The sequence below is a fragment of the Ensifer sp. YR511 genome, from assembly GCF_900103045.1.
Taxonomy (GTDB): domain Bacteria; phylum Pseudomonadota; class Alphaproteobacteria; order Rhizobiales; family Rhizobiaceae; genus Ensifer; species Ensifer adhaerens.
Map to the genome: position 1 here is coordinate 1 of NZ_FNGR01000023.1, position 12,654 is coordinate 12,654.

Consider the following 12,654-nt stretch of genomic DNA (forward strand, 5'->3'; position numbering starts at 1 on the left):
CGAGAAAACAGGTGTAGTCTCTTGTTAAAACGTGACCGCCAAAGTCTCTTTCCGAAAGAACCCCTAAAGGTTCCTCACGAGCTCCGCCGCCCACGTTTCTCTTTCTCTATATTCAATTGTCAAAAAACCGACGAACGCACCGTCCGTCAAACCGTTCCCACAAAGCCCAGAACTCTCGTCCCGAACCCCTCAATCAGCACCAAGCCAATCAGGAAACTCTAGAGCGAAGGTCGTCGTCGCCAGCAGCGCCGCCGCCCTCGTCAGTGATCGGGCTTATAGACCCCCATCCTCGCAGACGTCAACAGGGATTTTCGGAAAAAATGACAGATTTCTGACAAAGCCCACAAACGCAGGGCTTTGCGCCCCCAAAAAAGTTTTGCCCCCTCCCCCGGGCCTGTGGAGACACAATTTGGCCCTACCTTTTTCACAATCGGCCTATCTAAGCGAAAATGAAGATGCGTCGCGGATACGGGCGCGCGGACAGGCTTGGGATATATAGGATATCGCCCTTGCAGCGCCGCGCGTGATTTGACTCCGCCGCGTGAAAGATGCACACCTTCGCGCAACGTATCGCAGGCAAGAATACGGTTTAGAGAAATCGGGGACCCTCAGTTCGGCATGATCACCGACAAGAACATGGTCAGGTCGCTTGGCGACCAGCCACCGATCCTGGCGCATGGCCGGCGCGCGCCCGACAGGCGCGAGATTTCGCTGCGCTGGCTGTCGGGCACCTTCCTGACGGGGATCACCTCGAGCCTCCTGATGGGTGTCGCGCTCTTTGCAGCGCTTGACGGACGCCAGCAGCTGGCAATCCCGGCCGAAGCCTATGCCGCACTCGATGCCGGTTCGAATGGCGACGAGCAAGCGATCGCCGTTCGCGGCGGCCGCATCCTGTCGCCGAAGCTCGTTGCCAAGCCGGCCGACAAGACGATCATGGAAGTCTCGACGATGACCCATGACGGCGAGAAGGAAGTGGTGCGCAAACAGCCCTTCGTTCACGTGAAGATGGCGCTCGCCGCCAATCATCAGGCCTCGGAAAGCTATCCGGACTTCGATCCTCTGGCGATCTTCTCGACGGAAGAGGCAGACGAGGAATCCCCCGTTTCGCGAACCGGGACGCTTTACGGCTCTAACGTCGATTCCGAAGTGGCGCTGAAAACCGTCGACTTCCCGCTGCGCGGCGGCCCCACCTTCGACAGTTCGATGTCGCTGGAAGAGGTCGAGGAAAATGTCCGCACCAACGGCTCTGTCCTGACCGAGGGCAGCACCCAGGTCGCCTCGCTCTACTATGTCGATCCGCAGCGCTTCGCCTCGGAGAGTGACGGGCTCGATCTTCTCCAGGGCCTGACCGCGCGCATCGTCGAGCAGAACAAGAGTGACGCCGCCTACGAGACGATCGACGAAGAAACCACCGAATACGCCGATGACATCATTCCGGTGCGGCGCCAGACCGACATCGCGACAGTCATGAGCAGTGCCGGCTACACCAAGGCGCAGGCCGAGGACGCCGCCAGCTATCTCGGCCAGGCGCTCGGCGCCAGCGAGCTTTCCGAAGGCGATGTCCTGCGCATCGGCATCATCCAGAACGGCGAGACGCAGAAGGGCCAGGACGCACGCATCGTGCGGGCCACGATCTATTCGCGCAACCGGCATGTGCTGACGATGGCGGTCGATGACAAGGGCCGCTTCGTCCCCGGCGCCGAGCCACCGAGGCTCGACGCGGTCGCCACCGCCTTCGACGACAACGGCGCGCCGGTCATGACCAGCAGCCACGACCTGCCGCGGGTCTATGACGGCATCTACCGGGCGGCACTTTCCTACGGCATGAACGCCGACATGGTCGGCCTCGTCGTCAAGCTGCTCGCCAGCAATGTCGATTTCCAGGCGCAGCTGAAGCCGACGGATTCGCTTGAAGCCTTCTTCTCCGTGACCGACGAACGCGGCATGGCGACGGAGGAATCCGAGCTCCTCTATGTTCGCGCCAAATTCGGCGATGCCGTTACCGCCTTCTACCGGTTCCAGGATCCGAGCGACAACACGATCGACTATTTCGACCAGGACGGCAAAAGCATCCGCCAGTTCCTGCTGCGCAATCCCGTGCCGAATGGCCATTTCCGTTCGGGCTTCGGCATGCGCCGGCACCCGATCCTCGGTTTCTCGCGCATGCACACCGGCGTCGACTGGGCAGCCCCGCGCGGCACACCGATCATCGCCGCCGGCGGCGGTGTCGTCGAAAAGGCCGGCTGGGATTCCGGCGGCTATGGCAATCAGACGCTGATCCGCCATGCCAACGGCTACGTGTCCTCCTACAACCACCAGAGCGCGATCGCCAAAAACGTCAAGGTGGGCAACAAGGTCGTCCAGGGCCAGGTGATCGGCTGGGTCGGAACGACCGGCCTTTCGACCGGACCGCACCTGCACTACGAGCTGATCGTCAACGGCAACAAGGTCGACCCCTTGCGCATCCGACTGCCCGGCGGCAAGTCGCTTTCGGGCGACGCGCTGGCGAAGTTCGAGAAGGAACGCGACCGCATCGACGAATTGCTGAACAAGGACGGCACGGGCGCAGAGGTCGCGAGCAACTAACCGCTCCCCTCCCCTGCTCGAAAATCAGCACAAACAGAAAGGCCGCCCCGAAGGGCGGCCTCTTGATTTGTGCGCTGCTGGACTTACGCGGCTTCCTTGTCCGGCCCCGCCCCGCGCTTGAAGTTGAGGCGGTCCGAGCCCGACAGCACCTTGACGGTCGAACCATCAGGGAACTCGCCCTGCAGGATCTTCTCGGCGAGCGGATCCTGCACGAACTTCTGGATCGCCCGCTTCAGCGGACGGGCACCATAGGCCGGGTCGTAGCCCTTGTCGGCCAGGAACGCGCGGGCATCGTCGTCGAGTTCCAGCGTGATCTTGCGCTCGGCAAGCAGCTTGCGCAGCCTTTCGAGCTGGATATCGACGATCGCCCCCATCTCCGACCGACGCAGCCGGTGGAACAGGATGATCTCGTCGACGCGGTTCAGGAACTCCGGCCGGAAGGCGGACTTCACCACCTCCATCACCTGGTCGCGAACCGCATCACTGTCCTCATTTTCGCCAAGCCCGACCAGATACTCCGCGCCGAGGTTCGAGGTCATGATGATCATCGTGTTGCGGAAGTCGACGGTGCGACCCTGACCATCGGTCAGGCGGCCGTCGTCGAGCACCTGCAGCAGCACGTTGAAGACATCCGGATGCGCCTTCTCGATCTCGTCGAACAGCACGACCTGATAGGGCCGGCGCCGAACAGCTTCGGTCAACGCACCGCCTTCCTCGTAGCCGACATAGCCCGGAGGCGCACCGATCAGCCGGGCGACGGAGTGCTTCTCCATGTATTCCGACATGTCGACACGCAGCAACGCGGTCTCGTCGTCGAAGAGGAACCGGGCAAGCGCCTTGGTCAGCTCCGTCTTGCCGACGCCGGTCGGGCCCAGGAAGATGAACGAGCCGATCGGCCGGTTCGGATCCTGGAGACCCGCACGGGCACGCCGGACGGCACGGGAAACTGCCTGCACGGCGTCACCCTGGCCGACGACCCACTTCGCCAATTCGTCTTCCATGCGAAGCAGCTTGTCGCGTTCGCCTTCCAGCATCTTGTCGACCGGAATGCCCGTCCAGCGAGACACCACATGCGCGATGTTGTCGGGGGTCACGACCTCCTGCACCATCGGGTTGGCATTGGCGTTCTCCTGGCTTTCGGCGTCCGAGAGCTCCTTTTCGAGCTTCGGAATGACACCGTAGGTCAGTTCGCCGGCTCGCTGGAACTCGCCCTTGCGCTGGACGATCGCCAGTTCGTTGCGGGCTTCGTCGAGCTGCTTCTTGAGATCGGCGGCACGCCCGAGCTTCTGCTTTTCCGCCTGCCAGCGAGCCGTCAGCGCGGATGCCTGCTCTTCGAGCGAAGCAAGATCAAGTTCGAGCTTCTCGAGCCGATCCTTCGACGAGACATCGGTTTCCTTCTTCAGGGCCTCGCGCTCGATCTTCAGCTGGATGATGCGACGATCGAGCTCGTCGAGCTCCTCGGGCTTGGAATCCACCTGCATGCGCAGCCGCGACGCGGCTTCGTCCATCAGGTCGATCGCCTTGTCCGGCAGGAACCGGTCGGTGATGTAGCGGTTCGAAAGGGTCGCGGCGGCAACCAGCGCCGAATCCGAAATCCGGACCTTGTGGTGCTGCTCGTACTTTTCCTTCAGACCGCGCAGGATCGAGATCGTGTCTTCGACCGTCGGCTCCTCGACCATGACCGGCTGGAAGCGACGGGCAAGGGCCGCGTCCTTTTCGACATGCTTGCGGTACTCGTCGAGCGTGGTCGCGCCAACGCAATGCAGTTCGCCGCGCGCAAGCGCCGGCTTCAACAGGTTGGAGGCGTCCATGGCGCCATCGGCCTTGCCGGCCCCGACCAGCGTGTGCATCTCGTCGATGAACAGGATGATCTCGCCGTTTTCGGCCTGCACCTCGTTGAGCACGGCCTTCAGCCGCTCCTCGAACTCGCCGCGGAACTTCGCACCGGCAATCAGCGCGCCCAGGTCGAGCGCCATCAGCCGCTTGTCCTTGAGGCTTTCCGGCACGTCGCCATTGACGATGCGCAGTGCCAGGCCCTCGGCGATCGCGGTCTTGCCGACGCCGGGCTCACCGATCAGAACCGGATTGTTCTTGGTGCGGCGCGACAGCACCTGGATGGTGCGGCGGATCTCGTCGTCGCGGCCGATGACCGGGTCGAGCTTGCCTTCTCGCGCGTCGGCCGTCAGGTCGCGCGCGTATTTCTTCAGGCTGTCGAAGCCCTGTTCGGCAGTGGCGCTGTCGGCGGTGCGGCCCTTGCGGATGTCGTTGATCACCTGGTTGAGCTTGGTCGGCGTGACGCCGGCCTTCTTCAGCACATCTGCGGTGGCAGCCGAGCTTTCGATCGCCAGCGCCAGCAACAGGCGCTCGACGGTGACGAAGCTGTCGCCGGCCTTCTTGGCTGCGTCTTCGGCGCTCGAAAACACCCGCGCAAGCGGCTGCGACAGATAGACGGAACCGTTGCCGCCGGAAACCTTCGGAAGCTTTGCAAGCGCTGCGTCATTGCCGGCGCGCGCTTCGCGGGCATCACCACCGGCCCGCTCGATCAGCGAGGCGGCCATGCCCTGGTCGTCATCGAGCAGTACCTTCAGCACATGCTCCGGCGTGAACTGCTGGTGTCCTTGCGCCAGCGCATAGGTCTGCGCCGACTGTAGAAAACCGCGCACGCGCTCGGAATATTTTTCGATGTTCATACTCTACCTCCATAGCCCGGCAGGCCCATCATGGCACCCGTCGGTGTTTCAGGATCAGGCTCCCGCATTCGGCAAGCCTGTCAGTGTGACGCGATCCCCGCTTTGCGTCGGATCAACGCGTCCGAAGCGAATATGGGGCAGCGATTTTGGAAATTAAAGAGCCTCCCGACGCTCCTGAGACGGAAATCTGCAACCGCGAGGCGGCCGCGCACCGAAAGGGTAACGCGGCCGCGGGATCGTCTATGCCGCGGGGGTCCGCTCGGCGAAGGACGCGCCGAATTCCTTCATCCGCCGCACATAGTAGGCCGGCTCGATCAGGACCTCCGGCAGATAGAGGCCCGGCGCCGGGGCGGCCCCTCCTTCAAGGCCGAGCATGCGCTCGACCGCAAGGGCGACGCCAAGCGCCGTCAGTGGGGCCTGGCCCTGAGGGTGCACGATCTCATAGCGACGGTCGACCAGTTCGCCGTGTTTGTCGCGGCCCTTGATATCGATGGCGATCTCCGTCGAGAACGGTTCGCCGCGCCGCCTGCTCGCGGACACGCTATAGGCAAGATCCAGGCGGATATTGCTGGCGTTGGTACGGGCCGAAAGCGCCATGACGTCGAAGGGCGAATAGGCGGTCGCTTCGAGTTCGACGCCGTCAACGCTTCTGAAGCGCGCCTTGGAATCCTCGCCGCCGGCCCAGTGGAACTTGCCATCCGCGACGGTCAAAGCGGCGGGCGCAAGGCCGGTGATGCGGTTGTAGTCCGCAAGTGCTGCCGGCCCACCCATGTCCTCTTCGTCGAGCAAGACGCCGATGCGGATCGTGTCGATCGCTTCATAGGCTTTGGCAAAGTCGAGGATTGGGAAGATCGCGGCGCCGGCGAGCCAGTGGCTGGCGAGCAGGATCGGCGCACTGTCCGGCGCGTGGATATACTGCGCCATCTCCGGACCGACCTCGAAGGTGCCGCTCGATAGGCTGATATAGGGAATGCCGTGGCGCTGGGCGTAACGCATCGAACTCAGCTTTTCGTCTTTCAGGAAGATGACGACGGCGCTGAAGCGGGGCGCATCGCCAAGGCCGAGATCCGGGCGACTGAGGTCGACGCTGACCCCGACCGCGCCGCCAACCTCACGTGCGACCGCCTCGGCCCTGCCAAGATCGCGGCCACCGATCGCGATCGGCAGCGTCGGGTGCAGACGACGAATGATCCTTGCGGCCTGCGACCCGACGACACCGGAACCACCGACAATCAAAACGGGCTGAAACTTGCTCGACATCTTCCTATCTCCTAAACGAGAGGTAAGCGGCACCTACCGAACTTACCATTAGTAACTTACTATTGGTAAGTAGGATGCCGAATACCACTTTCAAGAGGCATGAGCCGACGCGAAAAGAGGATTGTGATCGATGAGCCGGACGAAAGGCCGAAAGCTTGCGAAGCCCGAGCGGCGCGCCCAGCTGCTCGAGACCGCCAGGGAGATCCTGCGCGAACGGGGCGCCGACGCCCTGACGCTTGGCCATCTCGCCGAAAGCGCTGGCGTCAGCAAGCCGATCGCCTATGAACATTTCGGCACGCGCGAGGGGCTCTTGATCGCGCTCTCCCAGGAAATCGAAGACCGGCACACGGAAAAACTGAAGGTCGCGCTGAAGGGTGCATTAAATCGGCTCGAAGCGGTCGCCGATATCATCAGTTCCGTCTACATCAACTGTGCTGTCGAAAGCGGCGAGGAATGGCAGGCGATCTCCGGCGCGCTGCGCGGCAATGCGGACATGATCGCCACGCAACAACAGCAGGCTGACGATTACGTCGCCATGATCAAGGCAGCCCTCTCCCCCTTCTCGGAAGTCCCCGAGGACGATCTGAGGCTTCGATGCACGGGTATCGCCGGCGCGGCCGAGGCGATCGGCCGCGAACTGATCCGCGGGCGCACAAACGAGGCCTCTGCGAGCAGCAACCTAACTGCGCTCATCATCGACAGTGCCAAAAGCTAACCAGTGAAACTGGCTGATCAGCGTTTGCCGTACAAAGAAAAACCCGGCCGCGATGGGCCGGGTTTTTGATGCCTGCACCGGGCAGGCTGACTATTGCGACTTCGCTTACTCGGAAGCAGCCAGAGCCGGCGCTTCCGGAGCGTCATCACCCGACGGCTGAGCTTCGTCGGCAGCACCTTCCTGGGCGCTGCGGCGCGGACGGCGCGGACGCGGCGCGTTGCGGCGGCGCGTTGCGGCACGGCCGGAAGCGGCAGGAGCTTCTTCTTCCATCGCAACTTCGGCCGGCGTGCCTTCGATCACCGGCTGCGGGCCGGTACCATCGATGACAACGGGCTGCGGCTCGGCAACAGGCGTTACGGCTGCGGCACCCGAAGCCGGCATGTCGTCGGCGTAGCCCTGATCCAGATCGTCCTGGTCCTGGTCGGCTGCGTCGTGGCCGCGGAAGTCCTGACGGTCGTCACGCTGGAAACGATCCTGCATCTGCGCCTGCGCGGCAGCAATGATGCGGTTGTAGTGTTCGGCGTGCTGCAGGTAATTTTCCGCCATGACCCGGTCGCCGGAGCTCTGGGCGTCGCGAGCAAGTGCAGAGTACTTCTCGGCGATGTGCTGGGCCGTACCGCGAATCTTCACATCCGGGCCGGAGCTGTCGTAGGTCCGCGTCAGCGGATTCGAGCCCTTGCGGTTGTGATTGTTGTTGCTTCCATTGTTGTTGTTATTGTTGTTGTTATTTCGCCCGCGGCCGCGCTTGTTTTGCTGTCCTGGCCTCATAGTACATTCACCCGAATTCTCTTGATAATGATGATCATGTGGTTTCGTCTTCCGGCCGGATCCGCCCGACAGAGCACGCACCGTTGCGCTCGCACAATGGCGGCTTCGGCGCCGACTGACGTCAAATTAACAGGTACCCGCACAAGGCACGTGTTGAACCCTAGCAACTCTTTCTTGAGAGCAATCCCCGTGGCCAGGTCATACCGGAACGAATCTTAGGTCCATGACCTTCTGCCCAGTGCGCGGGCAAACTAGCCCGCTTCCTCTGGGATTCCAAGCCCTTTCTTTGCCTCTGCAAGAAAGAAGATGCGCCAGTGCAGCATTTTTTCAACGGTTTGTGTCGCGTTCGAAGATCAGGACGCGGTCATTGCCGCCGAGATCCTTCGCCTCTTCACGCAGACGGAATTTTTCGGCGTAAAACAACGCCGTTACCGCCTCTTTCTGGTCGAAACCGATTTCCAAGCCTATCACGCCGTTTGTCTCAAGATGATGACCCGCTTGAGAAGCGATGGCGCGATAGGCATCTAGCCCATCTTCTCCGCCATCAAGCGCTGCGGCCGGGTCGTGAAGTCTCACCTCCGGCTCAAGCTCTTCGACCACACTGGACCGGATATACGGCGGATTTGAGACGATAACGTCGTAACGACCGTCCACCTTTTCGTACCAGTTGCTGAGCAACGGCCGAAAGCGATCCGCAAGTCCGAGAGCGACGGCATTTGCCGTCGCCGTTGCCAGCGCGTCTCCGGATATATCGGTAGCCGTGCCTCTGGCTTCAAGAACCTCAGACAGAAGCGCGAGACAAATCGCGCCCGTGCCGGTCCCGAGATCCATGATCTCGCAACCTCCCTTTCGCGCGACCACCGCGCGCAGATAGGGGATCATGCGGTCGACCAAGGTCTCGGTGTCCGGGCGCGGCTCCAGGGTTTCCTTCGACAGCCTCAGCGGCAGACCGAAAAACTCGCGTTCACCGAGGATGCGATAGACCGGCTCGCGCGCCAGCCGGCGCGCAACCGCCGCCCGGATCCGCTGGGCATCCTCATCCGAAACCGGGTCCCTGCCCCGCGACACGACCGCGCTCAGCGACAGGTCGAGCAGGCCCGAGATCAGGTGCCGGACGTCGAGCGCCGCATGCTCGATGCCGCCCGCCTGCAGGCGATCGCGACTTTCGGCAACCAGGCTCGCGAGCGTCTCGGCCATCTCTTAGCCCCGCTGCTCGCCGAGCTGCGCCAGCTGGCTCGCCTGGTAGTCGGCAAGCAGCGCATCGACGACTTCGTCGATCTCGCCCATCATCATCCGGTCGAGCTTGTAGAGCGTCAGGTTGATGCGGTGGTCGGTAAGGCGTCCCTGCGGGAAATTGTAGGTGCGGATGCGTTCGGAGCGGTCGCCCGATCCCACCTGGCTCTTGCGGTCGGCCGAGCGTTCGCTGTCGGCGCGCTGGCGCTCCATGTCGTAGAGGCGCGAGCGCAGCACCTGCATCGCTTTCGCACGATTCTGGTGCTGCGACTTTTCCGAGCTGGTGACGACGAGCCCGGTCGGCAGGTGGGTGATGCGCACGGCCGAGTCCGTCGTGTTGACGTGCTGTCCGCCGGCGCCCGACGAGCGCATCGTGTCGATGCGGATATCCTCGGGCCGGATCTCGATATCGATGTCTTCGGCCTCGGGCAGCACTGCGACGGTTGCCGCCGAGGTGTGAATGCGACCGCTCGCCTCCGTCTCCGGCACGCGCTGTACGCGGTGCACACCAGATTCGAACTTCAGCCGCGCGAACACGCCGCGCCCGGAAACTGTAGCGATGATTTCCTTGAAACCGCCGGCTTCGCCTTCGCTCGACGACAGCACTTCGACCTTCCACCCCTTGCCCGCCGCATAACGCTCGTACATCCGGAACAGGTCGCCGGCAAACAGCGCCGCCTCGGAACCACCGGTTCCGGCGCGGATTTCAAGGATCGCGCTCTTTTCGTCGGCCGCATCCTTCGGCAGGAGCAGGATCTGGATCTCCTGTTCCAGCTGTTCGATCGCGTCGACGACCTCGGGCTTTTCCATTTCGGCGAGATCACGCATCTCGCGGTCGGTCGATTTGTCGGCGAGCATGGCGGTGATGTCGGCAAGCTCCGCCGTCGCCTTTTCGTAGGCGCGGATCTTCGTCACCACCGGCTGCAGTTCGGAATACTCCGAGGCGAGCTTGACGTAGACGTCCGCGGCCGGGCCGGCGGACATGCGCGCCTCGATTTCACCGAACCGCCGTTCCAGTTCGCGCATCTTTTCAACGGGAAGCTTTGCCAAGTCTCACTCCAATGCGTCTCGCCCCGGCCGGATCAGCTCCGGACGAGGGTTGCGACGCGTCACTTCAATCTAAACCGGAATGCCGTTTTCCGCGGCGAAATCCACCAGCATCTGGCGAACGGGCGTCTGATCTCGCGTGTCGTCCAGTGCAGCGTTGAGCAGTGCGCCGAGCTTGGACGCGTCAAGCGCCAGAAGCATCGCCTTGATCGGTCCGACGGCCGTCGGCGACATCGACACCGAACGGAAGCCAAGACCCAGCAGCGCCATGGCCGAGAGCGGCTTGCTCGCCATCTCGCCGCAGAGCGTCACCGGCGTATCGTGCCGGTCGCCGGCGCGCACGATATCACGCAGGATCCTGAGGAACGGGCGCCCGAGCACGTCGAAACGATCGGACACGCGGGCATTGCCGCGGTCGACGGCCATCGCGAACTGGAAGAGGTCGTTGGAGCCGACCGAGACGAAGTCCACCTCGGTCATCAGCTCGTCGAGCTGCCAGAGCAGCGCCGGCACTTCCAGCATGGCGCCGAATTGCAGCTTGCGCGGCAACTGTTCGCCGAGCTTCGACTGCCGCTCGATTTCCTTCTGCAGGAGGTCGCGCGCGATCCTGAGTTCGGAAACCTCGGTGACCATCGGCAGCATCAGCTTCAGCTCGGCACCGGCCGCCGCCCGCAGCATCGCGCGGAGCTGGGTGCGCAGCAGACCCGGCCGGTCGAGCGAAAGCCGGATGGCGCGCCAGCCGAGCGCCGGGTTTTCCTCTTCCGCAGCGCGGAAATAGGGAACCACCTTGTCGCCGCCAATATCGAGTGTGCGGAAGGTTACGGGCTTGCCGCCCGTCTGCTTCAGCACGCTGCGGTAGAAGGCTTCCTGTTCCTCCGCCTTCGGCATGGTCGAGGCGATCATGAACTGGAGTTCGGTGCGGAAGAGGCCGATACCTTCGGCACCCGCCTCGTTCAGATGCGGAAGGTCGACCAATAGGCCGGCATTCATCTGCAACGTGATACGCGTGCCGTCCCGGGTCAGCGGTTCGACGTCCTTCAGCGCGCGGAACTGTGCCTGACGCCGCGCCCGGAAGCGAACCTTTTCCTCATAGGCACGCTGCAGGTCGGCGAGCGGCCGCAGATGCACCTTGGCGTCATCGCCATCGATGATGATCGCGTCGCGGTTTTCCGCAAGCGCCACGGCACCGGTCGCCTGGCCGATCACAGGAATGCCCATGGCGCGGGCAACGATCACCACGTGGCTGGTGACGGCACCCTCTTCGAGCACCAGGCCGCGCACATTTTCGCGCGGATAGTCGAGCAGCTCGGCAGCGCCCATGGCGCGCGCGACGATCACCGCATCGTTCGGGAAGTCGCTCGCCGAAAGCTTGGCGCCGTAGCCCGAGAGCTGGCGCAGCAAGCGGTTGGCGAGATCGTCAAAATCATGCATGCGCTCGCGCAGATAAGGGTCCGTCAGGCGGATCATGCGCGCTTTGGTTTCGCTCTGCACACGCTCGACGGCGGCTTCCGCCGTCAGGCCGTTGCGGATCGCTTCTTCGAGCTTGCGCACCCAGCCGCGGTCATGCGCGAACATGCGGTAGGTCTCGAGCACTGCCCGATGCTCGCCCTCCATCGACACCTCGCGGCGCGACAACATGTCGTCGATCGAGATCCGCAGCGACCCGAGCGCCTCTGCAAGCCGCTGCAACTCCTGGTCGGTATCCTCGTTGAGAAGATTGGTGACGACGATCCTTGGTTCGTGCAGGACGACATAGCCAAGGCCGATGCCTTCGCCGTAGCTGTTGCCGTCGATCGAGACGGGACGCGAGAGATCGAGTTCGAGCCCTGGCTTGGTGATCTTCTTGAGCTCGCCGGTTGCCACCATCTCGGCGAGAACCATGGCGGTCGTCTCGAGCGCCTCGACCTCGTCCTCGCGATAGTTGCGCATCGCCTTGTTCTGGACGACGAGAACGCCGAGCGCGCGCCCTGTGCGCAGGATCGGCACGCCGAGGAAGGAATGATAGATCTCTTCGCCGGTCTCCGGCAGGTAGGTAAAGGCCGGGTGAGACTGGGCGTCGGACAGATTGAGCGGCCGGGCCGAAGCGGCGATGGTACCGACGAGGCCCTGCCCCATCTTCAACTGCGCCAGGTGAACGGCGGCCTTGTTCAGACCTTCGGTCGCATAGAGTTCGAGCACGCCGTCGGAGCGCAGCACGTAGACCGAACACACTTCCGCGACCATATTCTGCGCGATCTGGCGCACGATACGGTCAAGGCGCTCCTGCGGCTCCAGCGGTTCCGCCATCAACTCGCGCAACCGCTTGAGGAGAACGCGCGGACCTGCGGAAAGGTCTCTCATCGCGTGGGGTCTCCC

The 12,654-nt window shown here is 63.1% G+C and carries 8 protein-coding genes; 2 read left to right on the forward strand and 6 right to left on the reverse strand.

Annotation, left to right across the window (positions count from 1 at the left end; translation table 11 throughout):
- Window positions 1-618: 618 nt before the first annotated feature.
- Window positions 619-2,586, forward strand: a complete 1,968-nt coding sequence (locus BLU15_RS27895; RefSeq protein ID WP_034797679.1) for a M23 family metallopeptidase — start codon at window positions 619-621, stop codon at window positions 2,584-2,586.
- Window positions 2,587-2,669: 83 nt separating this feature from the next.
- Here BLU15_RS27895 and clpB read toward each other — a convergent pair whose 3' ends face one another.
- Together clpB and BLU15_RS27905 are read right to left on the reverse strand one after the other, a co-directional pair.
- A complete protein-coding gene (clpB, locus tag BLU15_RS27900) occupies window positions 2,670-5,276 on the reverse strand; it encodes an ATP-dependent chaperone ClpB (RefSeq protein WP_089044404.1) in 2,607 nt (868 codons plus the stop codon).
- Window positions 5,277-5,516: 240 nt separating this feature from the next.
- The gene (locus tag BLU15_RS27905) at window positions 5,517-6,536 is read right to left on the reverse strand and encodes a saccharopine dehydrogenase (RefSeq protein WP_090299854.1); all 1,020 of its coding nucleotides are present in this window, start codon (window positions 6,534-6,536) and stop codon (window positions 5,517-5,519) included.
- 130 nt (window positions 6,537-6,666) lie between these two features.
- On the opposite strand from BLU15_RS27905, the gene BLU15_RS27910 reads away from it, so the two are divergent.
- On the forward strand, window positions 6,667-7,251 hold the full coding sequence (locus BLU15_RS27910) for a TetR/AcrR family transcriptional regulator (protein WP_090299856.1): 585 nt from the start codon (window positions 6,667-6,669) through the stop codon (window positions 7,249-7,251).
- Between the two features lie 105 nt (window positions 7,252-7,356).
- Here the strand turns inward: BLU15_RS27910 and BLU15_RS27915 are convergent, their stop codons facing one another.
- From BLU15_RS27915 to ptsP, 4 genes are all read right to left on the reverse strand, one after another.
- Window positions 7,357-8,019 carry a DUF4167 domain-containing protein gene (locus BLU15_RS27915; RefSeq protein ID WP_034797687.1) on the reverse strand — a complete coding sequence of 221 codons (663 nt, stop codon included), beginning with the start codon at window positions 8,017-8,019 and terminating at the stop codon, window positions 7,357-7,359.
- A 327-nt stretch (window positions 8,020-8,346) separates the two neighbouring features.
- Window positions 8,347-9,216, reverse strand: a complete 870-nt coding sequence (gene prmC, locus BLU15_RS27925) for a peptide chain release factor N(5)-glutamine methyltransferase (protein ID WP_034797690.1) — start codon at window positions 9,214-9,216, stop codon at window positions 8,347-8,349.
- A gap of 3 nt (window positions 9,217-9,219) precedes the next feature.
- Window positions 9,220-10,302 carry a peptide chain release factor 1 gene (gene prfA / locus BLU15_RS27930; RefSeq protein ID WP_060518361.1) on the reverse strand — a complete coding sequence of 361 codons (1,083 nt, stop codon included), beginning with the start codon at window positions 10,300-10,302 and terminating at the stop codon, window positions 9,220-9,222.
- 69 nt (window positions 10,303-10,371) lie between these two features.
- Complete coding sequence (ptsP, locus tag BLU15_RS27935) at window positions 10,372-12,639, reverse strand: phosphoenolpyruvate--protein phosphotransferase (RefSeq protein WP_034797694.1); 2,268 nt, start codon at window positions 12,637-12,639, stop codon at window positions 10,372-10,374.
- Between the last annotated feature and the right edge of the window lie 15 nt (window positions 12,640-12,654).

Bases quoted from the DNA above. Each gene is read 5' to 3' on its own strand.
- BLU15_RS27895 (WP_034797679.1), top strand. From the start codon at position 619: ATGATCACCGACAAGAACATGGTCAGGTCGCTTGGCGACCAGCCACCG.
- clpB (WP_089044404.1), bottom strand. From the start codon at position 5,276: ATGAACATCGAAAAATATTCCGAGCGCGTGCGCGGTTTTCTACAGTCG.
- BLU15_RS27905 (WP_090299854.1), bottom strand. From the start codon at position 6,536: ATGTCGAGCAAGTTTCAGCCCGTTTTGATTGTCGGTGGTTCCGGTGTC.
- BLU15_RS27910 (WP_090299856.1), top strand. From the start codon at position 6,667: ATGAGCCGGACGAAAGGCCGAAAGCTTGCGAAGCCCGAGCGGCGCGCC.
- BLU15_RS27915 (WP_034797687.1), bottom strand. From the start codon at position 8,019: ATGAGGCCAGGACAGCAAAACAAGCGCGGCCGCGGGCGAAATAACAAC.
- prmC (WP_034797690.1), bottom strand. From the start codon at position 9,216: ATGGCCGAGACGCTCGCGAGCCTGGTTGCCGAAAGTCGCGATCGCCTG.
- ptsP (WP_034797694.1), bottom strand. From the start codon at position 12,639: ATGAGAGACCTTTCCGCAGGTCCGCGCGTTCTCCTCAAGCGGTTGCGC.